Annotated in this window: 25 protein-coding genes and 3 rRNA genes; 11 read left to right on the forward strand and 17 right to left on the reverse strand. The window is 27.8% G+C overall.

What is annotated here, in order from left to right:
* The first annotated feature begins 92 nt into the window (after nt 1–92).
* From AACL11_RS05225 to AACL11_RS05240, 4 genes are all read left to right on the forward strand, one after another.
* Nucleotides 93–1,614: ribosomal RNA gene (locus AACL11_RS05225) — 16S ribosomal RNA — on the forward strand.
* 193 nt (nt 1,615–1,807) lie between these two features.
* Nucleotides 1,808–4,745: ribosomal RNA gene (locus AACL11_RS05230) — 23S ribosomal RNA — on the forward strand.
* A gap of 82 nt (nt 4,746–4,827) precedes the next feature.
* Nucleotides 4,828–4,934 (forward strand): 5S ribosomal RNA (gene rrf, locus AACL11_RS05235).
* Together the 16S, 23S and 5S rRNA genes form the textbook arrangement of a ribosomal RNA operon.
* A gap of 102 nt (nt 4,935–5,036) precedes the next feature.
* Nucleotides 5,037–5,429: a hypothetical protein gene (locus AACL11_RS05240; protein ID WP_338988442.1), complete on the forward strand. Its 393-nt coding sequence runs from the start codon at nt 5,037–5,039 to the stop codon at nt 5,427–5,429.
* A gap of 592 nt (nt 5,430–6,021) precedes the next feature.
* Here the strand turns inward: AACL11_RS05240 and AACL11_RS05245 are convergent.
* The 4 genes from AACL11_RS05245 to AACL11_RS05260 all read right to left on the reverse strand — a co-directional run bounded on the left by AACL11_RS05245 (nt 6,022) and on the right by AACL11_RS05260 (nt 8,978).
* Entirely contained in the window at nt 6,022–6,333 is a 312-nt protein-coding gene (locus AACL11_RS05245) for a hypothetical protein (RefSeq protein ID WP_338987219.1), read from the reverse strand.
* Between the two features lie 34 nt (nt 6,334–6,367).
* On the reverse strand, nt 6,368–6,856 hold the full coding sequence (locus AACL11_RS05250) for a hypothetical protein (protein ID WP_338988443.1): 489 nt from the start codon (nt 6,854–6,856) through the stop codon (nt 6,368–6,370).
* A gap of 154 nt (nt 6,857–7,010) precedes the next feature.
* Nucleotides 7,011–8,131, reverse strand: a protein-coding gene (locus tag AACL11_RS05255) for an IS3 family transposase (protein ID WP_338988444.1) whose coding sequence is annotated in 2 segments (ribosomal slippage) — nt 7,011–7,888 and nt 7,888–8,131 — 1,122 coding nt in all. Because the reading frame shifts where the segments join, the coding sequence is not laid out codon by codon here.
* A 205-nt stretch (nt 8,132–8,336) separates the two neighbouring features.
* Entirely contained in the window at nt 8,337–8,978 is a 642-nt protein-coding gene (locus AACL11_RS05260) for a hypothetical protein (RefSeq protein ID WP_338988445.1), read from the reverse strand.
* Between the two features lie 440 nt (nt 8,979–9,418).
* On the opposite strand from AACL11_RS05260, the gene AACL11_RS05265 reads away from it, so the two are divergent.
* Nucleotides 9,419–11,032 carry a hypothetical protein gene (locus tag AACL11_RS05265; RefSeq protein WP_252320359.1) on the forward strand — a complete coding sequence of 538 codons (1,614 nt, stop codon included), beginning with the start codon at nt 9,419–9,421 and terminating at the stop codon, nt 11,030–11,032.
* 429 nt (nt 11,033–11,461) lie between these two features.
* Here AACL11_RS05265 and AACL11_RS05270 read toward each other — a convergent pair whose 3' ends face one another.
* On the reverse strand, nt 11,462–12,175 hold the full coding sequence (locus AACL11_RS05270; RefSeq protein ID WP_338988448.1) for a hypothetical protein: 714 nt from the start codon (nt 12,173–12,175) through the stop codon (nt 11,462–11,464).
* Between the two features lie 212 nt (nt 12,176–12,387).
* Between AACL11_RS05270 and tsaB the strand changes: the two genes are divergently transcribed.
* From tsaB to AACL11_RS05290, 4 genes are all read left to right on the forward strand, one after another.
* Entirely contained in the window at nt 12,388–12,969 is a 582-nt protein-coding gene (gene tsaB, locus AACL11_RS05275) for a tRNA (adenosine(37)-N6)-threonylcarbamoyltransferase complex dimerization subunit type 1 TsaB (protein ID WP_338988449.1), read from the forward strand.
* Between the two features lie 50 nt (nt 12,970–13,019).
* The gene (locus AACL11_RS05280; RefSeq protein ID WP_252320354.1) at nt 13,020–13,862 is read left to right on the forward strand and encodes a MurR/RpiR family transcriptional regulator; all 843 of its coding nucleotides are present in this window, start codon (nt 13,020–13,022) and stop codon (nt 13,860–13,862) included.
* Between the two features lie 82 nt (nt 13,863–13,944).
* The gene (locus AACL11_RS05285) at nt 13,945–16,023 is read left to right on the forward strand and encodes a fructose-specific PTS transporter subunit EIIC (protein WP_338988450.1); all 2,079 of its coding nucleotides are present in this window, start codon (nt 13,945–13,947) and stop codon (nt 16,021–16,023) included.
* A 61-nt stretch (nt 16,024–16,084) separates the two neighbouring features.
* Nucleotides 16,085–17,032, forward strand: coding sequence for a type I phosphomannose isomerase catalytic subunit (locus AACL11_RS05290; protein ID WP_338988452.1), 948 nt, complete (start codon nt 16,085–16,087; stop codon nt 17,030–17,032).
* 106 nt (nt 17,033–17,138) lie between these two features.
* Here AACL11_RS05290 and AACL11_RS05295 read toward each other — a convergent pair whose 3' ends face one another.
* From AACL11_RS05295 to AACL11_RS05340, 10 genes are all read right to left on the reverse strand, one after another.
* Entirely contained in the window at nt 17,139–17,522 is a 384-nt protein-coding gene (locus AACL11_RS05295) for a hypothetical protein (protein ID WP_338988454.1), read from the reverse strand.
* A gap of 120 nt (nt 17,523–17,642) precedes the next feature.
* The gene (locus AACL11_RS05300; protein ID WP_338988456.1) at nt 17,643–18,488 is read right to left on the reverse strand and encodes a hypothetical protein; all 846 of its coding nucleotides are present in this window, start codon (nt 18,486–18,488) and stop codon (nt 17,643–17,645) included.
* 9 nt (nt 18,489–18,497) lie between these two features.
* Nucleotides 18,498–19,553 (reverse strand): hypothetical protein, encoded by a 1,056-nt coding sequence (locus AACL11_RS05305; RefSeq protein ID WP_338988458.1) that lies wholly within the window; start codon nt 19,551–19,553, stop codon nt 18,498–18,500.
* A gap of 2 nt (nt 19,554–19,555) precedes the next feature.
* Nucleotides 19,556–19,747 (reverse strand): hypothetical protein, encoded by a 192-nt coding sequence (locus AACL11_RS05310; RefSeq protein WP_174481228.1) that lies wholly within the window; start codon nt 19,745–19,747, stop codon nt 19,556–19,558.
* Nucleotides 19,748–19,956: 209 nt separating this feature from the next.
* Nucleotides 19,957–20,280 (reverse strand): hypothetical protein, encoded by a 324-nt coding sequence (locus AACL11_RS05315; RefSeq protein ID WP_338988460.1) that lies wholly within the window; start codon nt 20,278–20,280, stop codon nt 19,957–19,959.
* A gap of 12 nt (nt 20,281–20,292) precedes the next feature.
* Nucleotides 20,293–20,553: a hypothetical protein gene (locus tag AACL11_RS05320; RefSeq protein ID WP_338956747.1), complete on the reverse strand. Its 261-nt coding sequence runs from the start codon at nt 20,551–20,553 to the stop codon at nt 20,293–20,295.
* 34 nt (nt 20,554–20,587) lie between these two features.
* Complete coding sequence (locus AACL11_RS05325) at nt 20,588–20,788, reverse strand: hypothetical protein (protein ID WP_338988462.1); 201 nt, start codon at nt 20,786–20,788, stop codon at nt 20,588–20,590.
* Nucleotide 20,789: 1 nt separating this feature from the next.
* The gene (locus tag AACL11_RS05330) at nt 20,790–20,978 is read right to left on the reverse strand and encodes a hypothetical protein (RefSeq protein ID WP_338988464.1); all 189 of its coding nucleotides are present in this window, start codon (nt 20,976–20,978) and stop codon (nt 20,790–20,792) included.
* Nucleotides 20,978–21,103, reverse strand: coding sequence for a hypothetical protein (locus AACL11_RS05335; RefSeq protein WP_338988466.1), 126 nt, complete (start codon nt 21,101–21,103; stop codon nt 20,978–20,980). The genes AACL11_RS05330 and AACL11_RS05335 overlap by 1 nt, the downstream gene beginning before the upstream one ends.
* A 1-nt stretch (nt 21,104) precedes the next feature.
* Nucleotides 21,105–21,317 carry a hypothetical protein gene (locus tag AACL11_RS05340; RefSeq protein WP_338988467.1) on the reverse strand — a complete coding sequence of 71 codons (213 nt, stop codon included), beginning with the start codon at nt 21,315–21,317 and terminating at the stop codon, nt 21,105–21,107.
* A gap of 91 nt (nt 21,318–21,408) precedes the next feature.
* On the opposite strand from AACL11_RS05340, the gene AACL11_RS05345 reads away from it, so the two are divergent.
* Both AACL11_RS05345 and AACL11_RS05350 read left to right on the forward strand, forming a co-directional pair.
* Nucleotides 21,409–22,422 carry an IS3 family transposase gene (locus tag AACL11_RS05345; RefSeq protein ID WP_338986622.1) on the forward strand — a complete coding sequence of 338 codons (1,014 nt, stop codon included), beginning with the start codon at nt 21,409–21,411 and terminating at the stop codon, nt 22,420–22,422.
* A 411-nt stretch (nt 22,423–22,833) separates the two neighbouring features.
* On the forward strand, nt 22,834–24,078 hold the full coding sequence (locus tag AACL11_RS05350) for an ISNCY family transposase (RefSeq protein WP_252319108.1): 1,245 nt from the start codon (nt 22,834–22,836) through the stop codon (nt 24,076–24,078).
* Nucleotides 24,079–24,240: 162 nt separating this feature from the next.
* On the opposite strand, the gene AACL11_RS05355 is transcribed toward AACL11_RS05350, so the two are convergent.
* Nucleotides 24,241–25,125 (reverse strand): hypothetical protein, encoded by an 885-nt coding sequence (locus AACL11_RS05355; protein WP_338986545.1) that lies wholly within the window; start codon nt 25,123–25,125, stop codon nt 24,241–24,243.
* A gap of 543 nt (nt 25,126–25,668) precedes the next feature.
* Complete coding sequence (locus AACL11_RS05360) at nt 25,669–26,049, reverse strand: RidA family protein (RefSeq protein ID WP_252320861.1); 381 nt, start codon at nt 26,047–26,049, stop codon at nt 25,669–25,671.
* Between the last annotated feature and the right edge of the window lie 321 nt (nt 26,050–26,370).

The raw sequence follows: 26,370 nt of genomic DNA on the forward strand, positions 1-26,370 counted from the left end.
CGATCTTTGAAAACTAAATAGAACAAGAATTAATCCGTCAATTTTTTATTAAAAATTAAATAAGTCAGACATCATCTTTTAACAAAAACAATTTTATTGAGAGTTTGATCCTGGCTCAGGATTAACGCTGGCGGCATGCCTAATACATGCAAGTCGAACGAAAGTAGCAATACTTTAGTGGCGAACGGGTGAGTAACACGTATCTAACCTACCATTTAGTGGGGAATAACTGTTGGAAACGACAGCTAATACCGCATATGTTATTTATTTGCAATGATAAATAATGAAAGGAGCATTTGCTTCGCTAATTGATGGGGATGCGGCGCATTAACTAGTTGGTAAGGTAATGGCTTACCAAGGTAACGATACGTAGCCGATCTGAGAGGATGAACGGCCACATTGGGACTGAGACACGGCCCAAACTTCTACGGAAGGCAGCAGTAGGGAATTTTTCACAATGGGCGAAAGCCTGATGGAGCAATGCCGCGTGACTGATGAAGGTCTTCGGATTGTAAAGGTCTGTTGTAAGGGAAGAAGTGCTAGAATAGGAAATGATTTTAGTATCGACCATACCTTACCAGAAAGCCACGGCTAACTATGTGCCAGCAGCCGCGGTAATACATAGGTGGCAAGCGTTATCCGGATTTATTGGGCGTAAAGCGTGCGTAGACGGTTTTGCAAGTCTGAGGTTAAATTTAGGGGCTCAACCCCTAACCGCCTTGGAAACTACATTACTAGAGTATAGGAGAGGTTAGTGGAATTTCATGTGTAGCGGTGGAATGCGTAGATATATGAAGGAACACCAGTGGCGAAGGCGGCTAACTGGCCTATTACTGACGTTGTGGCACGAAAGCGTGGGGAGCAAATAGGATTAGATACCCTAGTAGTCCACGCCGTAAACGATGAGTACTAAGTGTTGCCATGAGGCAGTGCTGTAGCTAACGCATTAAGTACTCCGCCTGAGTAGTATGCTCGCAAGAGTGAAACTCAAAGGAATTGACGGGGACCCGCACAAGCGGTGGAGCATGTGGTTTAATTCGAAGCAACGCGAAGAACCTTACCAAGTCTTGACATACCTTGCGAAGCTATAGAGATATAGTAGAGGTTAACAAGGATACAGGTGGTGCATGGTTGTCGTCAGTTCGTGTCGTGAGATGTTTGGTTAAGTTCAGCAACGAACGCAACCCTTGTCCTTAGTTGCCAGCATTAAGTTGGGGACTCTAAGGAGACTGCTAGTGTAAGCTAGAGGAAGGTGGGGACGACGTCAAATCATCATGCCCCTTATGACCTGGGCTACACACGTGCTACAATGGCTGATACAAAGAGTCGCTAAACCGCGAGGTCAAGCAAATCTCAAAAAGTCAGTCTCAGTCCGGATTGAAGTCTGCAACTCGACTTCATGAAGTCGGAATCGCTAGTAATCGCGAATCAGCAATGTCGCGGTGAATACGTTCTCGGGTCTTGTACACACCGCCCGTCAAACCACGAGAGTTGGCAATGCCAGAAGTCGGTGTCCTAACCGTAAGGAGGGAGCTGCCAAAGGCAGGGTTGATGATTGGGGTTAAGTCGTAACAAGGTATCCCTACCGGAAGGTGGGGATGGATCACCTCCTTTCTATGGAGTTTAGTTTCTAATAAGAAACCAAGACAACAAGAAAAAATAGATGGATGATTTATTGGATTACTTCTTTTGTTCTGTTTAGTTTTCAGGGATTGTTTTCTCTGAGCAATTGTTCTTTAAAAACTGGATAATAGACATCTTTTAAAAAAAAATAAGATAATTTTTATCTTGCAATAGGATATTCTAAAAATAAATTATTAAGAGCGTATGGTGGATGCCTTGGAATTGGAAGACGATGAAGGACGCGATTACCTGCGATAAGCTTCGGGGAGCTGGAAATAAGCTTTGATCCGGAGATGTCCGAATGGGGAAACCCACTATCTTTAATCAGATAGTACTGTACAATGAATTCATAGTTGTGCAGAGTGATACCTAGAGAATTGAAACATCTTAGTACCTAGAGGAAAAGAAAGCGAATGCGATTCCCTTAGTAGCGGCGAGCGAAAAGGGAGCAGCCTAAACCAGTCGTCAGACTGGGGTTATAGGACTGTCTATTAGGTTCGACCTATGAAGAGTTACAAAATTTATATATAGCAGAAGTTGTTGGGAAGCAACGCCATAGATGGTGAAAGCCCAGTATGCGAAATGTATAAATCTCTTGACAGTATCCTGAGTACGGCGAGGCACGTGGAACCTTGTCGGAATTTGCGCAGACCACTGCGTAAGGCTAAATACTAACCAATTACCGATAGTGAACCAGTACCGTGAGGGAAAGGTGAAAAGTACCCCGAGAGGGGAGTGAAATAGTTTCTGAAACCATATGCTTACAACAAGTCGGAGCCCGTTAATGGGTGACGGCGTGCCTTTTGTAGAATGAGCCGGCGAGTTACGATTACATGCAAGGTTAAGTTGAAAAGACGGAGCCGAAGTGAAAGCGAGCCTGAATAGGGCCTTTAGTATGTGGTCGTAGACCCGAAACCAGGTGATCTAGCCATGAGCAGGTTGAAGTTAATGTAACAGTTAATGGAGGACCGAACCAACGTTCGTTGAAAAGACCGTGGATGACTTGTGGCTAGCGGTGAAATTCCAATCGAACCTGGAGATAGCTGGTTCTCCCCGATATAGTTTTAGGACTAGCGTCAGAATTAGTGCAATGGAGGTAAAGCTCTGAATGTATGATGGCCCCACCTCGGGGTACTGAATGCAATTAAACTGCGAATGCCATTGTTACATATCTGGCAGTCAGTCTATGGGTGATAAGGTCCATAGACGTGAGGGAAACAGCCCAGATCATCAGCTAAGGTCCCCAAATCAATGCTAAGTGGAAAACGATGTGGAATTGTTCAGACAGCTAGGAGGTTGGCTTAGAAGCAGCCATCCTTTAAAGAGTGCGTAACAGCTCACTAGTCGAATGATTCTGCGCGGAAAATGTACCGGGGCTAAGCATTGTACCGAAGCTATGGGTCTATATATATGTTTACATATATTGTGGGCGGTAGGGGAGCGTTCTAATCTGCGACGAAGTTAGACCGGAAGGACTAGTGGAGCGTTTAGAAGTGAGAATGCCGGCGTGAGTAACGATTGAAGGTGAGAATCCTTCATGCCGATTGACCAAGGTTTCCTGAGCTAGGTTCGTCCACCCAGGGTTAGTCAGGACCTAAGGCGAGGCCGAAAGGCGTAGTCGATGGATAACAGGTTGATATTCCTGTACCACCATGGTGACTGATGGAATGACGGAGAAGGCTAAAATGTCCCAGTGATTGGTAGTGCTGGGCTAAGTACAAAGAGGGTTGTGTAGGCAAATCCGCACAGCGTTAACCTTGAAGTACGATGGGGAGTGAACGGTTCGCTTAGTAACGAAGCATTTGATGCCATACTTCCAAGAAAAGTTTCTAAAGACATCACCATGGTGCCTGTACCGAGAACGGACACACGTGGTCAAGGAGAATATCCTAAGGCAAGCGAGATAACTATAGCTAAGGAACTCTGCAAAATAACCCCGTAAGTTAGCGAGAAGGGGAGCTCATAGCAATATGAGTCGCAGTGAAGAGGTCCGGGCGACTGTTTAGCAAAAACACAGCTCTCTGCTAAGTCGTAAGACGATGTATAGGGGGTGACGCCTGCCCAGTGCTGGAAGGTTAAAGAGATTTGTTAGCGTAAGCGAAGCTTTGAACTGAAGCCCCAGTGAACGGCGGCCGTAACTATAACGGTCCTAAGGTAGCGAAATTCCTTGTCAGGTAAGTTCTGACCCGCACGAAAGGCGTAACGATCCGGACGCTGTCTCGGCTATAGACTCGGTGAAATCTTAGTACCTGTGAAGATGCAGGTTACCCGCGATTAGACGGAAAGACCCCGTGGAGCTTTACTACAACTTGATATTGAATTTTGGTGTAGTTTGTACAGCATAGGTGGGAGACGTTGATATGCAGACGCTAGTAGGCATGGAGTCACCATTGGGATACCACCCTTGCTATATTGAAATTCTAACTTGAGACCATAATCTGGTCTAAGGACAGTGTCTGGTGGGTAGTTTGACTGGGGCGGTCGCCTCCTAAAAAGTAACGGAGGCGCCCAAAGGTACCCTCAATATGAATGGAAATCATATGTAGAGCGCAAAGGTAAAAGGGTGCTTGACTGCGAGACATACAAGTCGAGCAGGAACGAAAGTTGGGCTTAGTGATCCGGCGGTGCTGTGTGGAAAGGCCGTCGCTCAACGGATAAAAGTTACCCCGGGGATAACAGGCTAATCTCTCCCAATAGTTCATATAGACGGGGAGGTTTGGCACCTCGATGTCGGCTCATCGCATCCTGGAGGTGTAGTCGCTTCCAAGGGTTGGGCTGTTCGCCCATTAAAGCGGTACGCGAGCTGGGTTCAGAACGTCGTGAGACAGTTTGGTCCCTATCTGTCGTGGGCGCAAGAAATTTGAGGAAAGCTGTTCCTAGTACGAGAGGACCGGAATGGACCTACCTCTGGTGCACCAGTTGTCACGCCAGTGGCACAGCTGGGTAGCTATGTAGGGCATGAATAAGCGCTGAAAGCATCTAAGCGCGAAGTCAGTTCCAAGATGAGATTTCTCATTCGAAAGAAGTAAGATCCCTTGAATACTACAAGGTTGATAGGTCAGGTGTGTAAGCATAGTGATATGTTCAGCTTACTGATACTAATAGATCGAGCATTTATTGAAGAATATATTCTCTATTGCAAATCAAAAGTAATCAAATTTAAAGATGTCTGTTTCTAGTTTTTAGGGAGCAATTGCTAAACTATTTGGTGTCCATGGCGGAGTGGTCACACCTGTTCCCATCTCGAACACAGCAGTTAAGCACTCCAGCGGCGAAAATACCAGCAATGGGAAAATAGCACGATGCCAAATTTTTTTTATTGTGTTAATATTTAATTTAAAATTTAAATTTTTTTTATGTTAAGATTGAGAATATTAAAATGTAAAAAAGATTTTAAGAAAAAAAGAGAAAAAATGGATAAGGTTGAAAAGAAATTAGATAAAAAATTATACATTGGAGCTAAAATTGGATTCATAACAAATATTATAAGTATTATTTGAAGTGTAATTATTACAATTATTTTAGCTACAGCAAGTAGTGTTATTTTTAACAGTTTTACAAAATATGATCACACTTCATTAACATCAGGAGTTAGTACAATATTTATTGTTGGATTGATTTTTGGACTTTTAATTGCTATTGGATTTTCAATTGCAATAATTATCATGTGCAATAACGTTTTAAAAGGAAATGCTAATAGTGGTTTAGCTGTTGGAATTGTAACTTTAGTTTTAGCAGGTTTTTCTTTAATAGCTATGTTTTCATCACATTTTAATTTTATTAGTAGTATTAATATTATTTTTTAGGACTTAATATTGCTTCAGGTGTATTATTAATTATTGGTAAATATCTTCCAGTTACTAATAAACCAGAAGAAGTAGTTTCTATGGTAAATGAATAATTAAAAATATTTAATAAATTATATAAATAAGGCTTTTAATTTCTAAAGCCTTATTTTATTTTTTGGGAGCATACCGATGTTGTCAATAATATTCAAATTTGTCTTAAAATTATAAAGTTAGACGAGAATAATTTTGACTTCAATATGCAATTGTATGTTAATCTTAACACTTGTAAAATATTAGTCAACAATAATACTTACTTTGTCATTATTTAGTGATAATTTCCCATTGATTATCGAGTAAAAATTTCCCAAAAGTAAAGTTATTTTATACTACCAAATGTTTAATTTAAAACATCTCTAATGAGAGATGTTTATTTTTTGAATACAAAACCATATAAATTTTTAAATCGTTTGTATATAAGCAAATTAGATATCTTAAAATTGATTTTAAATATAAAAGATATTGTAATTACAATATCTTATTTTTTACATTTTTGGTGAGCTTGGTTTAGTGCTACTTGTTAAATATTTAATATTTTTTGATATTTTATTTTCTATTTGGTTAATTTCCAACGCCATTTTTTAAGATTTAAAAGTTTTTTGTCTAAATGTTTTAATCTTTCATTAATTTGTTTATTTTCAACTATAAGATTGTTATTTTTTTTATTTAAATAATTTACTTTTTGATTTATATTTTCTATAAATAAATTGTCATTTCTTTTTTTCGATTTATTAATTTCATCTTTAAAATAATCAAAGGCTTCAATACCAATTTCATTTTTATTAGTATTTATTCTTTTTAATTCAATACTATCTTGTTTTTGTTCTTTATTTTCTAAAAACATTGTTTCTCATTCTGGATTCATTTTCTTTTTGATAATAAGTTCAGTCCTTAATAATTTAAATTTTTACTGAGTTTAATTTAGTACTACTTGTTGAAAGTTGATTTTGCAAATCTATAGAATTTATTTCATTTTTACAATTCAATGAAAAAGTTTCGTTTGATTTTAGAAATTTAGGATTAAAAATGTTTCCTGTTATTAAACAAGGTTTATTTGAAAATAAATTCATCTGTTTTAGTATTTCACTTTTATTAATTAAAAATTTTCTTTCTTGTTTTTTATTTTGAAAAATAGGTGATTGATTAATATAATTTGCACCTAAATTAACAAATTTTTGTTTTTCATCACTTAATCTATCTTTTCACATAAGGCCAAATAACTCTTTAAGAGCTTCTTTATCAAGACCATCAAATTCTGGTTCTCCCTTATCGTTACACTTAAATTTAGACTTTTCTATAAAATCAATCATTTTTTTAGTTTCTATTAGTTTTTTAAATATTACTTTATAAGTATTTTTATACATTTGTCGAAATATAATTTTATTCATAAAATCTTCCTCTCAAATAAAAAAACTCATTTATTTTAAAATAAAATAATGAGTTAAAAACTTATATTAAGTTTAATTAAATTATACAAAAAAAGTTCCTATATGAAAACAAGGAACTAAAATTTTTAAGCTGGAATGGCAACACTTTTTAGGACTATTTTTTGGTAGACATTTGTTGTTGATATTTAACTGGAGTTAAGTAGTTTAAAGTGCTGTGAATTCTTATATTGTTATATCAATTGATGTAATCAAATAATTCTAATTTTAATTGGATTAATGATGTAAAATTTTTATCATTAATAAATTCGGTTTTAAAAGTTTTAAAAGTTGCTTCAGCAACAGCATTATCATAAGGACAACCTTTTTTACTTAAAGAACGGTTAATGTTGAATGCTAGTAAAAGTTTATCAATAATTTTATTGTTAAATTCATTACCGCGATCACTATGAAATATTTGAATATCTTTTAAACAGCGATTTGATTGCATAAATGCTTGATGTACTAATGATGCATCTTTTTTAACTCCAACACTATGTCCGATAATTTCGCGGTTAAATAGGTCTATTAATAGGCAAATATAGTTTCACCTACCATTAACTTGTACATAAGTTAAATCACTAACAATAACTTCATTTTTAATCCTATTCTTAAATTTTCTATTAACAAGATTAGTTATTTGACTATCGTTAACTTTGTTATTATGATTTTTGAATGATAATTTAGTATATTTTGATATTAAATTATGTTCATTCATAATTTTTTTAATTTTTCTGCGCGATAAATAAATTTCTTGGTTTTCTAGAATTTTTTTTAATCTTCTAGTACCATAAACTTTTTTATTTTCTTTAAAAGCACTAATAACAGCTTCATCATAAATATTATTTTTGATTTTATTTTCTTTTTTCTTTAAATTAAAATAATATGTTGATTTAGATATTTTTAAAAAACGACACATTGTGCGAATTTTATATTTAGCTTTATTTTTGACAATAATTTCTATTTTCTGCCTATTATTAGTGCTGCTTGCTTTAAAATATCATTTTCCATTCGTAATTGCTTTAATTCTTTTCTTAATTTAATTAATTCATTTTCTTCAAAAGAACGATTATCTTTAGTTTTAAAACTTCCTGAATTACTAAATTGCTTAATTCAATTGTAAGTAGCTGCTCTTGTAACATTATATTCTTTAGCAAGGCAAGATACTGATTTGCCACTTTGATATAAAGCTACTATTTGTTTTTTAAATTCATCGGTATATGAGTTAATATTGGCCATAATTATAGTTCCTTTCTTTTAACAAATTTGTTTACTTGTCTACGTAATTAGTGTCCAATAAATTGTAACCCATCCATAATGATTGGAAAATTTGGTTTATCATCATCATGCTTTTTTTTATATTGTATATTATTAATTCATAAATAAAGGTATTGTAAACCAATACTAATAATTAACAGAAAAATAATAGCAGTAATTAATACTCCTACACCATATTTTTGGTAGTTGAAAAAAAGTAAGGATAACAAGTATTAATATTTTCTCCTTGTTTAACACGTAATACACCACGAACCATTACCATTACTACATAAAAACAAGGATAAAATAAAATAAATCACATATAAAGTTTATGATGATTTTTTAGTGAATAAAAATCACGTCCACATGATAAAGCAAAATTTAAAATCATAACAATTGGCATAATTAGATTTAGAATTATTGTTTTAAATCATAAATAAATATCAGTTCCATATTTACTTCTTTCTTGGCTATTACTAATGATACCTATTCAAAATACTAACATTGTAATTGTAATATAAATAGTAATGCTTAATAAAATATAAAAACTTGGTTTTGAGTTTTCTTTAAATTTACTTTCAAATAAAAAAGCAAATAAATAAATGAGTACTAAATAATTAGTTTGAGTTGTAAAATAAAAATAATAAATTGCTAATCTTTCAGTTGGTTTATCAACATTAGGAACAATGAAAGCATTGGGATAATTAATAGTAATTATTAAATCAAAAATTAAAAATAAAGAAATAATAAGTAGGCCAAATAAACGTCAAATAAATTTAATAAGATTTCTTTTTTTTAATCGGTATTCACTACTATTTTTTCAATTCATATTTTTTCTCCTATTTATATTAGAATTAAATTTAATTAAATTTTTGATAGGAAATTTAATTTTTTATTATGATTGAATATGCTACTTATTTAGTATATCAAGTTTTTCCTTATCACTATTAATATTTACTAACTGATTATTTAAAACACTTAATAAGTTAAAAAAAATTAACTTATTAATTATTTAATCTTGATTTTTTGCTAATAAAGTTTATTATTAATGTTAAGGATATAATTTTTATCCTTATAATTTTAATGAATATATAAATAATTATATAAGTATTAAAATTATATATGTTGATTTAACAAAAAGTTTAATAATTGATTATATATCCTTAGTTTTATTTTATTAAAACTAAGATTTTAAGTATTTAATTAAATATGCTTAATTTAATATTATAATTATAAACACAAATAATAGGTAAAAAAGGAGTAATCATAATGACAAATTTCTTATCTTTTAGTTTTTTTAAAACTAAAAGTTTTAAAACAATAAGTTTGGCTTTGGCATTATCTCTTACTAGTAGTTTAATGATAGTTACTAATCATCAATCTAATATTAGTACTGTTAATGAGAGTAACAAACTTTCTGGGTTTCATATTACTGTTAAGGAAAATAATAAAAATTTAATTAGTGAAGCTAATACTTGAAATTCAATTAATAATAATTATGAAGATTTTATTAGATTGCATAAAGAAGTAATAACAGAACAATTTAATGATATTAATAAGGTTAATAATAATCCAAATGATAATCTTAGTAAAGATGTTAATGAGAAATTTAAGAAACAAATTAAAAACAAAGCTAATAATATCTTGCCAGATAATGGTATTAAATATTTTACTGATAAAGTTATTGGTCGTAGTGTTGCTAAACAAAGTTTTAATGATATTGCTAGTTTTGGCTATGTTTATGTTGGTTACCATGATAATAGTTTACCAGCGCAGATTAACAATGGTATTTTTGCAACGGTAAATCCTAGGGCAGATTTTAATAATTATTTTAGTATTCCTTATATGATTAAACCAAGCGATGATTTTTTAAATAGTCATAAAAGTGTTCAAGATCGGTTAGCAATTTTACCACTTAATAATGGTAATCCCAATGATACTAATCAACCAATGTTAGCTATTTTAGCAAAAAATAAAAATGATAAGAATGAACAATTATTAATAAATGATAAAAATGATGAAGTTTTTGATAATGGTTCAATTAGTTATGCAATATTAAATCATAAACCAGATGATCATTTAAAATCAACTATTTTTAATGTTAGTGTTAAAGATAGTGGTTATAGTAAAACTATTAAGTTAACAAATAATAGTTCAAATATTCAATTTAGTACTATTAGTGATGAAAAAGTTAAAGAAAATCCTGTAATTGTACCTCAATATTTAGTTCAAAATAATTCACAAGATAATAAAAATACATTAATAGTTATGAATAAAGCTATTGAGAAAGCTAAAGTAAATATTAGTGATTCACAACAACATTGACTAAAATGAAAAGTTGATTCACAAACTTTACAAAAAGCAAAAAATGATTTGGGAACACCTATTAAAGATGGTGATAATTTAACTCTTAATCAAGGAAGTAATTTTCAAGTTTATTGTATAGGTTTAGATACATCTGACTTACAACGTCAAGCTGCTTCTGAACAATATATTACTGTTTATAGAAGCAATACAAAAATACCTAATTTTCCAAATTGTACTGATTTTTTTGAAAAAACTAATAATTTATTAGCGGGTTTTCAACAATATTTAACTAGTGCTACTAACAATAGTATTAAAATTGAAGATTTAAAAAATAATGCTGCTGGTGAGTTTTTATCATGATTTATTCAATATCAAGGTGATATTACTAAACAAAATTATGTTAATTATTTACAAAGTAATAATTCAGATCGTCCCTGAGATGTTAATATATCATTAACAACTAAAATGTTAGTTAATAATTGAAATATTATTATCATTTGTGGATTCATTATTAGTTTTTTAACTATAATTCCAATAGTTGTTGTTATTATTCGTAAAAAGAAATATTTAAAATAAAGTTTGTTATTTTTAAGTAGTACTTGTTAAAAAACAATATTTTATATAAAAATATAAAATGATAAGTGTAAAAAATGTTATTACTTGTTTTTTCTTTTTAGTGAGTTACAATAAAAATGGCAGTTATAAATGTTTAGAAAATATTTAGGTAATGCCGGTTTTAATTTTATATTTGACTTTAAGTCCTTGTATACTATATATGCTATACAAGGAGTTTTTATATAATTTTAAAATAAAATATATTAAGAAAAAGGAGGCAAAAAATAACAAAATAATATTTAAAAAAAATAATACAATTTCAAATTTTTACTTTTCACAAATATATATTCCTCCCTACAATTATTTTTCAATATTTTTTAAATAATAAATAATAGTAATAAAGTGTACTAGTTTATAAACTAGTACACTTTATTTATAAATTATTTTACATTAAAAATTTGTATCTCTTAAAGCCGCTATTGGTTTATTATTTTTTTTATAAAGGATATTATTATAAAGAGTAAAAAGTAACATCAAAATTATGTATAAGATTAAAATTGCAAAGATATAAATAAAGAAAGTAGTTAAACTTTTATGAAAATCTAAAAATGGATATGGAAATGAATAATCAATTTCTGTTGTTCCTTTTCTTAAAAAACCAACAAAATTTCCTTTAGCAAGTGCATAACCTAAATATACAAACATGTAAATAGAAATAATTGGTATTCAAAGATATGTTTGTTTTCCAAGTTTTCAGTAGTATTTACCAGCAGAAAACATAAAATATAAAATCACTATCACTGGTACTATTAAATGTAATAAAAATGTATTTATAAAATTTAATATGCTAATACTATTACTACTATCTAAATTATTTATCATTGGTTTAAATAATACAGCAAAAAATACGATAAGAGTTACGGTAATATAAACAGTAATTGCTAATGAAAAGCGCCCAAAAACAAATTGTGCGCGATTGTCATGAAAACGATTTGTTAATACAAAACAAAAGAAAAGAAAAACTAAAAAATTTGACTGAATAGTAAAGGTAGAAATCATTGTTCAAATACCAACTCATGGGCCATCTGGAGTTCATAAATTATGAGGATTAGGTGTTCCAACTGTTATTGGTTTATACTCAATTAAAACTATTGCAAATTGCATTATTAGACCTATAACAGCAATAATTAGTCCAGATCAAAGTAAAAAATCAGAAAATTTACTTTTAAATCCTATATTTTTTCCTATTCCCATATGGATCAACTCACAATTCTATATTTTTTCTATTTTAATTACATTATACATGATATTATAATAAGTATGTAAGATATTAGAAAATTATTAATAGCAACTAAATGAAATAATAAGGTGATGTTATGTATCAATTATATTTAGATACAACAAATAACAAATTAACAGTGGTGATTTTGCAAGCTAATAAAATTTTAGCAAGTTCATCATTTATTGCTTGACAAAAACAAACAGAATTGGCAATTCCAACTATTACTAATTTACTTGTAAAATGTAAAATAAAATTAAAAGATATTTCAAAAGTAGTTATTGCAAATGGTCCTGGCAGTTATACTGGAATTAGAGTAGCAATTACTTTTGTCAAAACACTTAAAGTTTTGAATAGTTTTTTAACGGTTTTTACTATTAATAGTTTATTATTACAGGCAGGATTAATAAAATCAATAAGTGTTTTGTCAGCATACAATAATAAAAGTTATTTGTCAGTATGTGATAATGGAAAAATAATTATTCAGCCGCAATTAGTAGATGAAAATGCTAAAATTGGTATTATTAGTGATTTACTAGATTATAAAATAATTGAAAATTTAGAAAAGTGTAATATTGTGGAAAATTTTCAAAAGTTGTCACCATATTTTATCGAAGTAAAAAACATGGAAGATTTGCAACCATATTATATTAATGATCCATTTTCATCACATAATTAAAAAATAATAATATTTAAATATTTTACATTAGTTTAAAAAGGAGTTTTTACATGCTTATCAATGATAATTTTTGATCTAGAGTATCAAAGGAAGAAAATAATTTCACAAAAAAAGAAAAAGTTCTTATTAACTATATTAATAAGAATAGTCAAAAAATGGATCAAGTTACTATTAGTTCTTTGGCTAAAGAAAATACTGTTGGTTATAGTGTTGTTTATAATTTAATTAAGAAATTGGGATTTAAAGGTTATCGTGAATTTATCATTAGTTTAGCTGCGCAAGAAACTACTTTCAAAGCTTTAAATCGTGAGTTTTTTGGTGATCGTAGTGTTTTAAAAGAACATTATAAAAAACTAATGGATTTAAATGATTCAACGATTAATTATGAGGAATTACAAAGATTTATTAATTGAATAGATGATAATCGTAAAGCTTGTATTTATTTAGCAGGTATTGGTCATTCTGGTTTAGGTGCGGAGGATTTATCAAATAAATTATATCGGTTTGGTTTACGATCAATCTGTTTAAATAAAGATGATGATAGTATTTTAATGCATGCTTCTTTAATTATTCCAGAAGATGTAATAATTCTTTTTTCATTATCAGGTAAAACCGCTACTATTGTTGAAGCAGCTAAACTTGCTAAAAAGAATAATGCTAAAATTGCAGTTGTTACATCACAAGATAAAACTGAATTAGTGACTTATGCTGATTGAACATTTAATATTGTTTCTTCAGGACTTTATGAAGCACAAGAAATATTTATTTCTCCATTATTTGCTATTACTTATTTTAATGATTTAGTAACAACATATTTATTAAAATCAAAGCATAAAGATTGATATTTAGAAAATAGAATTAAAACTAATAAAGTAATTAAAAAATTTAATTAATTTTTTAAATAAAAAAACTGTTTTTTTTAAAATAATAATTTAATATTATGTCATGAATATTTATTAAGTAAGGAGATGAAGTATGTTGTCTAAACAAGATGATATTTTGACAGTAGAACACGTTTTTCTTGAATCTGATTGTAAAACACAAGCAGAAGCTTTTCAAGAAATAGCAACTTCTGCTAAAAAATTAGGTTTTTTGAAAAAAAATATTAGTGAAAAATCACTAGTTAATAGTTTTCTACAAAGAGAAGGAGAAGGAACTACTGGTTTTGGTGGTGGTGTTGCTGTGCCACATGCTCGTAATGAAGATATTGTTAAATCAGGAATTTTTATTATGCGTTTTAAACAGCCAATTCCTTGGAAAGCACTAGATGAACAACCCGTTAAAGCAATTATTGCTTTAATTGTGCCACTAAAAAGTGCTGGTAATGAGCACTTGGAAATTTTATCAAAAGTGGCACAAAGATTAACAAAACCGGAATTTCAATCAATATTATTTAATTCAAAAGATAAAAAAGTAATTATTCAATCACTAAATATTAATAATAAATCTAATGTTGAAACTAGTAGTAAAACTATTAGTGAAGATATGAAAGGTTCTTCAAAAAAAACTAAAAATATTATAGCAATTACTGCTTGTCCAGTTGGGGTAGCACATACTTATATTGCACAAGATAAATTAGAAATTGCTGCAAAAAATTTAGGCTATAATATTAAAGTTGAAACTCATGGTAGTATTGGTATTAAAGGTGCTTTTACAGCAACTGATATTGCCAATGCTGATTTAGTTATTATTGCAGTATCGGCCGGTGTTGCAGATTTAAAATTAGAACGTTTTAATAATAAACCATTATATAAAGTAGAAATTAGCAAAGTTATTAAAAATCCTGAAAGTATTGTTAATGATGCTTTTGCTAACGCAAAACCTTATGAAATAAACAAGTCAGAATCGGGACAAAAAGCGGAAAAAGAAAATAAATCAAATGATTTATTTACTACTGATAAACAGGGAATTATGAAACATATTATGGCTGGTGTTGGCTATATGGTGCCATTTGTTGTTTTTGGTGGAATTATGTTAGCATTATCAATTGGTATTGCTAAAGCAGTTTATGGTGCTGACTTTGATATTTCCAAGTTACCACATAATCATTTTCTTTATTTTATGAATCAAGCTGGAAGTATTGCTTTTACATTAATGATTCCAATTTTAGCTGGTTTTATCGCTAATTCAATTGCAGGACGTGCTGCCTTGGTTCCGGCAATGGTAAGTGCATATGTTGCTAATACAGCAGGATTAGTTTATCCAATTGCTGGTTTAGAGCCAAAGGTTTCTGCTGGATTTTTAGGAGCATTATTAATTGGTCCAAGTGTTGGATATTTAGTAAGATGAATTATTACTTGAAAAGTACCAAAGACTATTGCTCCAATTATGCCAATTTTCTTTATTCCTATTGTAGTAACATTTTTAATTAGTTTCACTTTTATTTATGCAATTGGAGCTCCAATTGGTTGAATAATGGAACAATTTCAAAATGGGTTAACCCACATGCCACGTGAAGCAATGGCAGCAATTGGAATGTTGCTAGGAGCCATGGTTGGATTTGATATGGGTGGTCCAATTAACAAAGTTGCTTTTTTAGCAGCTTCAACAACGATAACTGCTGATCCTAGCTCACAATTATTTATGGGAGCAGTAGCTGCAGCTATTCCTGTTGCACCACTTGGAATGGGTTTAACAACTTTGATTTTTCGTAAATTCTTTAATGAAAGTGAACGTACATTAGGTTTAACAGCAATGTTAATGGGGTGTATTGGTATTTCTGAAGGTGCGATTGTTTTTGCAGTAAGAGATCCAAAACGTGCTATTATTAGTAATATTATTGGTAGTGCTGTTGCTGGTAGTATTGCTGGTGCTTTCTTATTAACTGATGCTGCTGGTCATGGTGGTCCTATTGTTGCTATCTTAGGTGCAGTTAGTTCAGTTAATTATGTGCTTTGGGTAAGTATTCTTTTATTCTTTTTAGCCATTATTGTTGGAAGTATTGTTACTTGTTTAGTATATGGTGGATTATTAATTATTCAATCACGTAATATTAAGGTTTTTAAATTAATGAATGAAAGAATCATGAAAATATTTAATAGTAAAAAAAACTAAATCTAAAAATAGTAAAAATAAAGTTTAATTGAAGAAATAATCAAAATTTAGGAGAGTGAATATGAATAATAGCACATCACAAATAATTTTTTTAAAACCTGCTTTTATTCGCAAATTATGAGGTAGTCAAAAATTAGCACACAAATTTAATTTTGATTTACCTAAAAATACACCAATTGGTGAAGCATGATTAGTTAGTGCTCATCCCAATGGAATGAGTTATGTTTTAAATGGCGAGTATAAAGGATTAAGTTTAGCAGAATTGTTTAAACAGCAACCTAGTTTATTTGCTAATCTTGATAGTTCAGGTAGTGTGATTAATAAAGAATATCCGTTGTTAACAAAAATTTTAGACGCAAATGATAGTTTAAGCGTTCAAATTCACCCCGATGATAAATTCGCAGAAAAAAATCATCAATGTTTAGGAAAAACTGAATGTTGGTATATATTAGAATGTTTACCCAAAGGTAGAGTTATTTTGGGTCATAATGCTAAAACCAAAGATCAGTTTAATCAATGATTGGCAAAAGAACAATGACATAAACTATTAAAATATATACCAATTAAAAAAGATCAATTTATTTATGTTCCTTCTCTAAAAATTCATGGTTTATTGGCACATACTATGGTTTTTGAATTACAACAATCATCAGATATTACATATCGTTTATATGATTATGATCGTAAAGATGAACTTGGTAATTTACGAAATTTGCATTTGAAAGAAGCATCAACTATTGTTTTAGCTCCTGATTTAAATAGTAGTGAAGCTAATGGTCATGATAATTATTTAGTTGATAACAAGTTTTTTAAGTTAATTAAATTAATTAATGAGGGAATTAAGCATTATAGTTATCCTAATACTAGATGATTGCAAATCTCAGTATTGGATGGTAATGGTATAATTGATGATACTATTATTAAAAAAGGTGACTCATTTATTTTACCAAATGGTTATACTGATTTTTGTTTAAGTGGTAATATGTTGTTGATGGTTGCATATTGCTAATAAATTGTTTCATTTATCAAGTATATAGGGACTACGTCCCTCGCCACTACGTGGCTCACCCAAATTATAGTCGCAGTAGGTTCACTGCGACTATAACTATTTTTATTTATATTTTTGGTGAATTTTGTTTAGTGCTAGTTGTTAAAGATTGTGAATTTTGTAAATCTACTAAATTTATTTTTTTTCTAAAATCATCACATTCTTTTGAATTTAAAATAGGACTAATGTTATCATTATATTTATCCAATAATTTATTATTTAAACGTATTTTATCTGTGAAAAATGAAATAGTTTCATTTGCTCCAAATATTTTTTTATCAATTTTTCTGTTTCAATCATATAATCCCAAAGATATTATTTTCAATAATATATTTTTAAATTTTCCTACTTTTTTGTTTTTTAAATCTGATATTTTTTGCATTGATTTTTTTATAACTTCTTTATATTGTCTAGTAACTTCTTTTATTTGTTCTTTTTCATATTCATTCATTTCTTTTTTTCCTTTCAAAATAAAAACTCATTTACTTTAAAATTAAAATAATGAGTTAATATGTAAACTTATATTAAGTTTATATAGTAATTTTAACATCTTTCTAAAAAATAAAATTATTTATTTTTTTTCTTTTTTCTTTAAAATATTATCCAATTTATCTAAACCAGCAGATTTAATATCAGTATAAGTCATATCAATACTACTTGCTTCTTTAAGGTATTTCTTAGGTGACAATTCACTTTTAAGTTCATGCACATAATGTAAAGCACGTGAATTATACCTCTTTAATCAATGTCTAGGAAAAAATAAAGTCATAGCCATTGCTTCACCACTATAACTTGGAGGCATAATACCTCTTTTAATCATTTTCTTTGTTCTACGACGTGAAAACACTACTTTATTATAATCCTCAATATTAGTATATAAATTAAGATTAAATATAACAATAAAACCCAAAAAACGCATACGTTTAACTTGAACAACATATTCTACTTTTTCTCTTGCTTGTACTGGTATTCTATTAGGGTGTTGTTCAATCAAATACATAGTACCATTAAACATATGACCTATTAACTTACAAAATTGTCCTAAACTTTCTTGTTGATTTTTAAACTGTACTCCTAAATCATTAGAATTTATTTTTAATGCTAATTCATCTAAAATTATTAAATCTTGTTCCTCAAAAGCATAATTACTTGCTAACTGATTAAAAGTAAAAACATCGTTATAATTAACCAAATAAGAATAACCAGTCTTTAACTTAATAGGGAAAGGACTAACTACTCTTTTCTTATGAGTTTGTGCTAAACAACAAGCAAGAGCAGACTTACCAGTTCTTGGAGGTGCTGAAATAATATAACTACCAACTCGTTTTAAAATTTTAACATTACGAATAGTTATAAGAATTGGATAAATAATTATAATCAAACCTATAACTAATAACACATAACCATATCAAGGCATAATAAACTCCTAACCTATAATTAAACTAATTGCTCTAACAAATAATCATAAAGGTATAATATTTTCTATTCCACTAACAATATCAACATTTAAAGCAGTACTAATAGTATCTGAAAAAATATGTCGTAATAAACTATCTGTTGTAAAAAGAAATTGTCTTAATGGTTCAACTGGTAAAACTTTACCAACAACGCCATAAAGTAATCATCTAAAAGCATTACGCAAATGACCAAAAACATCATATCAACTAACACGTTCATACTCAGGGTTAAAAGGACTATTTGGTGGTACTGGAACAATATCTTTGGAAGAAAAAATATTCATCTGACCAAATTTAACATGCAAACCGTCACGATTAGTTAATGAAGATAAATCAAAATTAATCGTTAAATGTTTTAAATTAGGAACACGAACCGGCATAGTAACAAAATTATATTTTCCTAAATTATAAACACTATCTTTATCATTTAATACACCTTTAAAATTATAACGAATATTACCCTCATAATCTAAAAACGAAAATGTATAAATAGAAGAAAAATAACTAAAATATTCAGCAGAAATATAAAACATAAAACCTTGTATATAAAAACTCAAAGGTTTTGTAATTTCAAAAGTCAATTTAAAACTTAAATTATTAGAAACATTATAATTCCAAAAAACTAACTCATTAAACTTACCAGTTTGTATATAATTATGATTAAATAAAATAAGAGATAATTGGTCTAAGTCTTGTTCTGTAAATCTATAATCTGTGGACAAATCACTAACTCGCCTATCAAAATTACCTACAACATCAGAATGAAATTGAATTGAATAAGGAGTAACAGTAGTTTTATGAACAACAGCAGAAACTAATTTTAAATCTGGTTGACCAACATCAAAATAAGCAGAATTTCAAGGAATAGTTGCTCAATCATTAAAATCATTATATTTAACGGGTTTAACCATATCGCTAGTTATAGTGTAATTACTTTCACTAGGTGCATTAGAAACAATTAAACTAGTGGGTGCTTGAACAGTACTATTTACAACAAAAAATAATTTAGCAAACTTAAATCACATAATTATTTACCAAATAAACATTTTAAAATTCACCATGAACCATAAAATATAATAAATCCAATAAAAAACTGAGTTCCATAAACTACTAAATTTCATAAAATAGTAGTAAAATCATCAACTGGACTACCTATAAACATAGTTCAATAATCAACTATACATTGATGTATTTTATTGTAAATATCTCAAACACTCATAATTAACACCTACCCAAACAATGACCTAAAAATAAATTTAATACTACGATAAATAAAATTAAAAAATACACCTAATACCAACCAAAAAGTCAAATTAAACAAAATATAAACTTCATCAGTAATATTTGGTTGATTTAAAAATATTTGAATATCTTTACTAGAAAATATAAAAATCAAATGCAAAATACTATTCACAAAATCACTCATAATTAAGTACCTACAAACTTCCCTTTTTTATTTTCAATACCCTTAGCCTTATTTCTTAAACGTTTTCTTTCATGTTGTTTAGCAATTTGCTTTCCAACAAATTTTGAACTTCCCTTAATATTTTTATAACTTTGCTTTACAGTACCCGATGTAGAAACTGGCTGAATATCAATATTTAAAAAAACTGACATAGCAAACTTTATTAAAAGAATAAAAACAACAAAAGTTCCTAAATTAAAACCTAAATCTGCCATTGGCAAATTTCAAAATTTCATAAAGATTTGTGCAAATAATTCTAAAATTTTTGAAATAAAAGCAACACCCATAATAAACTACTCCTATATTATTTTTAATAATTTTAAAATTAATGAAAAAGTAAAAAGTACTAAAATAATTGCTAACAATGGTGCTGGCATTGAAACTATTTGTTGTGAACTATCACCAAAAATAAAACTTTTAATAACCAAAGATAAATTATGTAAACCGGAAAAATCAGTAATATAACTTTGCAAAATATTTTGCACAATATTATTTAAAGAAGGTAAAAGTTTACCTAATAAAGGAAAAACAAAAATTATTGCAAAAAATAATTTAATCATAACTATTACCTCCTAAAAACAACTTTAATTTTTTCTATCTAAATCCACGAATAATATGTCCTATAAATTCTTTAATAAATACTAAGACCATCATAAATATTGGAATTAATACCGGTCAATTTGTCATAATTGAGTCACCAGCAAATACTCAATCAAATACATAACTAAAAGATTCTAATAATTTTTGGCCAATACCTCCAATCATTTCTATTAAAGCACTTAAACCTTTTGGCATACTAATCACCTCCCTCCTCTAAGTCTTTTCTTGCTCTTTCTTTACGCTTTTGTTCTTTACAATATCAACAATCCGGGTCAACTACATTGTGTTTTCTATGTTTAAATTTTCAAACTAACTTTTTAATAGTACCTTTAAAAGCCCAAGAAGTACCAAGCACAGCAATTATCACAACTATTCATTTAACCATTATTTTTTACCTCCTAAAAAATTATCAAAACTCATATTTTCATATAATCTCTGTTCAAAATTTCTTTTTGATTTTTTCTTATGTAACTTTTGTCTTGGCATATTTTTTCATTTATCTTTTTTCATTTTAAACAGCACCACCTAACGTATAAGCGTAAGAATAATCCCAATTTAAACTTGCCCTATCTAAATTAATCTCTGACATACTATCATCATTTAAATCAACATCAACCATACCGTCATCTGTACTTTGATAATCATTAACACTGCCATTAATTAATCTTGCTCTTTCATCTGTAAATACTTCTTGTAATTCTGTATTATTATATGTACTTCCCAAAGGTAACAATTGGAATGGGCCACTTAGCCCTTTTTACTAGACCATTAATTTAAAAAATCTGAATGTATTCTAAAAACAATTGTGTTATATAATGAACACTAATTTTGACCTGAAAGGATTTTTATTAATGGATAAAATTAAACAAATAGCATTAATAATTAACAAATTAAATATCAAAGAAAAAATTAAAATTATCGATGATTGCAAAAATCAATATTCAATTAGAAACTTATGTCAATATCTTCAATTAAACAGATCAACATATTACTTTTTAAAAAATAAACAAAAACTTATTAAAAAAGAAAAAAATCATATTATTAATTGCAATCATAAATATCAAGAATTATGCCAACTTTTAATCGAATTTCATTCTACAAGAAAAGGTAGAATTTATGGATATTTAAGAATTTTTTCAGCTTTTAAAGAGTGATTAAAACAAGAGAAAAATATCATTTTAAATATAGAATTATCAACAAAACAAATGCGAAAAATTATGAAAAAACACAATATTCAAGGATTAAAACAAACTAAAAATAACTATCCTAAAAACAAAAAAAATCCAAATAAGTGAATACCTACAATGGATAAAGTAAACAAAGATTACAAAAGTACAACCGCTTCAAATCAAATTTGATCAATGGATACTAAACAAATAAACACCAAAGAAGGTTGACTATATCTTTTTGTAATTATTGATTTTTATTCAAATAATGTTGTTAGTTATAATACATTTTCAAATAAATCATATCAAGATTTAATTCTTCCTGCACTTGAAAAAATAAACAACCAATTTTCTTGAAATCAAATAAAAAACGTTATTTTACATTCAGATAACGCCAACGAATTTTATTGTCAAGAAATTACAAAATGAGCAAAAAACAAACAAATAATTTTAAGCAAAAAACAACCATATGATATTGGCGGTAATGTCATATCTGAAAATTGATTTTCACATTTATCTCAAGAATGATTGCCTAAAGACTCAAATCAATATTTAACAATCAATGAAGCTATTAATGATGTAAATCAATATGTTATGTTTTATAATTATGAAAGAATACATTCTAAATTTTTAAAACCACCAATATTACAAATAAAAATTTAGAAATATCTATCAAAATATGGTCCAGTAATTAGGGCTAACCACCATTTTATTAATGCCAAAGATGGCGTATTAAACCAAGCACTAGTTGAAAATATTGGTTGCTTTACTGAAACTAATATTAAACAAATTTTAAAGCATATGATTGGCGATAGAACTTATAATATTGATATGTATACAAAAATGGTTAATTTTAAATGCTATCAAATAAATACCGCCATCCAGTTATTATAAAATAAAAACTTAAATTTAAAAATAACTAAAAATAAAATAAAATTTATTAAAGTAACTATTAATAAGGATTTTTGAATTGTAAAAGTAAGTATTATTGTGTCATTATTTAGTGATAATTTCCTATTAGTTATCGAGTGAAAATTTCCCAAAAAGTGAGGTTAAATATACTTGGTGATAAATATGGAAAGAAGCATGACTATGAAAGAAAAATATAAATATAAAATTATAAATGACATTATTATTAATAAATTATCTAAACATCAGGCCAAGAATAAACTTAACCTAACTATTAGAAGAATTAACCAATTAATTAAAATTTTCAATAGAGAAGGTAAAGTTGGTTTTATTCATAAATCTAGAAATAAAATTTCTAATAAAGTAACAAAAATTGAAATCAAAAATAAAATTATAAACTTATATAAAACAAAATATTATAATTTTAATTTTCAACATTTTCATGAAAAAATAATTAGTGAAGAAAAAATTAAAATTTCATATAGCACACTTTATACTATATTAATCAAAGAAAAAATTATTTCACCAAAAAGACATAAAAATAAAAAAAATAACTTACATCCAACTAGAAATCGTAGAACAAATTTTGGTGAATTAATTCAAATGGATGCAAGTAATCATCATTGATTTGGTAATGATAAACCAAAAGCATTTTTACATGCTGCAATTGATGATGCTACAGGAAATATTGTTGGACTATGATTTGATCATCAAGAAACATTAGATGGTTATTATAATGTTTTTTATCAAATTTTAACTAAATATGGCATACCAAAAACATTTTATACTGATAACAGAACAGTTTTTGGATATAAGAAAAAAATTGATGCAGGAAATATAAATACAGAAAATGATACTTATACTCAATTTCAAAAGTGCTGTAATGATTTAGGTGTTGAAATAATTAGAACTTCAATTCCACAAGCTAAAGGTAGAATCGAACGCTTATTTGGAACGCTTCAAAGTCGATTAATTAGTGAACTTAGACTTAATAAAATTAAAAATTTAAAAGAAGCTAATCAATTTCTTAAAATATACATAAGTATTTTTAATAAACAATTCGGTTTTCCTATTGATGATAATAAATCTGCTATGATTAAAGCTCCTATACAAGAAGAAATAAATATTTATCTTTCAAGATTTTCTAAAAGAAAAACAGATAGTGGTTCAACTATAACATACTATGGTAAAAAGTATTTTTCTTATAAAAATAATAAAGTTCAATATATACAACCCAGAACTGACGTAATTGTACTTAAATCGTTTATTAATGAGTTATATCTTAGTTATAATAATCAAATATATCAACTAAAAGAAATACCACTAAAGCCAATTATCAAAGAAGATTTGATAAAAACTAAAAAAGTTTATATACCAAATAAAGACCATCCTTGAAGATATGGTTATTAATAATACATAATTAAAATTAGGCAAAAAATAGAATTCTATAAGAGATTTTATTTTTTGAATACTAAATCATATAAATTTTTAAATCATTTGTATATGAGCAAATTTGGTGTCTTAAAATTAATTTTAAATATATAAAGATATTACAATTGTAATATCTCGTTTTTAAATTTGTGGCAAGCTTGGTTTATATCCGCTTGTTGAAGATTGAACTTGTAAATCTGTTGAATTTATTTCTGAAATATTTAAATTTGATTCCATTTTGTTATTTAGATTTAATTTTCCATAAATTGCTAAACTTAAGACATCATTACACATATCTAAAATAGTTTTATTAATAAATTTAGCAAAACTTTTTTCTTCTGCAATAGAACCATCACCACTTCCCTTATAAGTTGCATTCAAATCTAAATTCGTATTTGTCAAATCAATTCCATATAAATATCATTCTTTGGTGCTGATTTTGTTTGCATAATGTTTTCCTAAATAGTAAATTTTGTCTTTTTTGTTAGTAACATTAATGCCAGTTTCTTCTCACATTTCATCAATAACTGTTTGATAATGAGTCTTATTTTCAACTCCACCAGTTATAGTGCTATATTCACCTATTTGCTTATTTTTAAATAATGGATTGTATTCTTTATTTAATAAATAATGATATTCATTATCTTTTAAAACATAGGGCAAAATGGCAACTCCTTTATTATTATTTCAAGGTTCTTCAACACCACAGTAAAAGTCTTCTTTAATTAATTTTACAAAAGTAGTTCCTCCATTTGTACATGTACCATTAAAAAATTCTAAATTTTCTAAACCACCATTAACATGTCTTTTTTTATTATACTTTTTATGACGATGTTTATGATTAAAAATTTCAGGTTGTTTTAAATTAATTGGTAGTTGTTGTAAATTAGTTAATGATTCTTGTAAAGTTATTGAGTTAGTTAATGATTTTATTGGCATAGATTGTACTTTTTGTTTTTCATTATGAAATAAAGGAATACTTAATATTCATAATTTAAATAAATAACTTGGATTAAAATATTTCATTTTAATACCTCTTTCAAAATAAGAATTAATAAAAATATATCTAAAATTATATATTGATTTTAACATTTTTTTTAATTTTGTAGAAAAATAGTGATATTGATAAAATTTAATTTTAATTAATGATTTTGGGAAATTTTTACTCGATATTGACAAAGTAAGTATTATTGTTGACTAATATTTTACAAGTGTTAAAATTACAATACAATTGCATATTGAAGTCAAAATTATTCTCGTCTAACTTTATAATTTTAAGACAAATTTGAATATTATTGACAACATCGGTATGCTCCCTTAATTTATAATTTATTTTTAAAATTAAGATTTATTTAGAATGTATTTTATTATTGTTTTAAGTATAAAATATTTAGAATTTTGAGAAAAGTGTGAAATTGTAGTAAGAATATTAAATTGGAAAGTGTAGTAATGTATCATTATTATATGAATAAAACTTTTTAAATTTTAAAGTACTTTTTCTAAATAAATCTTGACTTAATTTTATAGTTAAAAATTTAGATATGCAATAAAAAAATAAAATTAGAAAAATTATTTTAAATAAGCAATTGCTTCAATTTCAATTAATGCATCTTTGGGAATTCTAGCAACTTGAACTGCTGCTCTTGCTGGAGCGTGTGTACCAAATATTTCTTCATAAACTTTATTCATTTCAACAAAGTGATTTAAGTCTTTTAAGAAAATATTAACTTTTACAATATTATTTAAAGTAATATTAGCAGCTTCACAAATTGCTTTAATATTTAATAAACTTTGCTTAGTTTGTGAAGAAATGTCAGTGCCAATAAATTCACCTGTTTTACTATTAATTGGTAATTGTCCAGAAATATATAAAAAGTCACCTGCAATTATTGCTTGACTATATGGCCCAATAGCAGCAGGAGCATTAGGCGTATGGATAATATTTTTCATAGTTTATCACTCTTTCTAAAATTATTATGTTTTTGCATCATTGAATATATTAGTAAAATGTAGCGTTATTTTTAAGTTATTTACGTGGTATTAAATAATTAATTAGTAATATAAAATTAGCATCATTAATTATTAAAACTTGAACAACTATAAATATATTTTACATGTTTTTCTTTTCGTTTTTTTAATAATTATTTTTCATTTTAATATTTTTTCATTTTAATATTTTTTCATTTTAATTTTAATTAAATATTTATTTAATATTTTATTATCAGTATTGAAAATTAAATTTTATTTTTATTTTTTAACCTTTATAAGTGT

This window comes from Spiroplasma endosymbiont of Dasysyrphus albostriatus (assembly GCF_964019495.1).
Taxonomy (GTDB): Bacteria; Bacillota_I; Bacilli_A; order Mycoplasmatales; family VBWQ01; genus Spiroplasma_E.